Origin of the sequence: Rhizobium sp. PRIMUS64 (assembly GCF_023006465.1) — a bacterium.
In the GTDB taxonomy this organism is placed as follows: domain Bacteria; phylum Pseudomonadota; class Alphaproteobacteria; order Rhizobiales; family Rhizobiaceae; genus Rhizobium; species Rhizobium leguminosarum.
Genome location: NZ_JALBGX010000336.1, coordinates 1 through 530, shown reverse-complemented (window position 1 = coordinate 530; position 530 = coordinate 1). Strand labels below are relative to the sequence as shown.

1 protein-coding gene and 1 pseudogene are annotated in these 530 nt (G+C 59.8%); both read right to left on the bottom strand.

From position 1 onward, the window contains the following. On the bottom strand, nucleotides 1-284 hold a 284-nt coding region (locus MOV76_RS39450; protein WP_247266623.1), incomplete at its 3' end, for an ABC transporter ATP-binding protein. Between the two features lie 3 nt (nucleotides 285-287). Then, nucleotides 288-530, bottom strand: a pseudogene (locus MOV76_RS39445) (carbohydrate ABC transporter permease); the annotation flags it as partial.

Below are 530 nucleotides of genomic sequence, written 5' to 3'. Positions count from 1 at the left end.
TTGCCGGCCACCGTCATGTTCGGATAGAGCGCATAGGACTGGAACACCATGGCGATGTCGCGCTTGGAGGGATGCAGACCGCTGATGTCGCGCCCGTCGATCTTGATATCGCCGGAGGTGATCGTCTCCAGCCCGGCAATGGTGTTGAGCAGCGTCGACTTGCCGCAGCCGGACGGGCCGACCAGCACGAGAAAGCCGCCCTTTTCGAGTTCGAGGTCGATCCCCTTGAGAATGTCGACGGCGCCGAAGCGTTTTCTGAGACCGGAGATTTCGAGGAAGGCCATGGATTACCCTTTGACAGCGCCCGCCATCAGACCGCGCACGAAGTAGCGGCCGGCGAGGATATAGACGATGAGCGTCGGCACGGCTGCGATCATCGCAGCCGCCATGTTGACATTGTATTCGACCACCCCGGTCGAGGTGTTGACGACGTTGTTCAGCGCCACCGTCATCGGCATGGATTCACCGGTGCCGGCATAGGCAGACGCAAACAGGAAGTCGTTCCAGATATTGGTGAACTGGTAGATCAC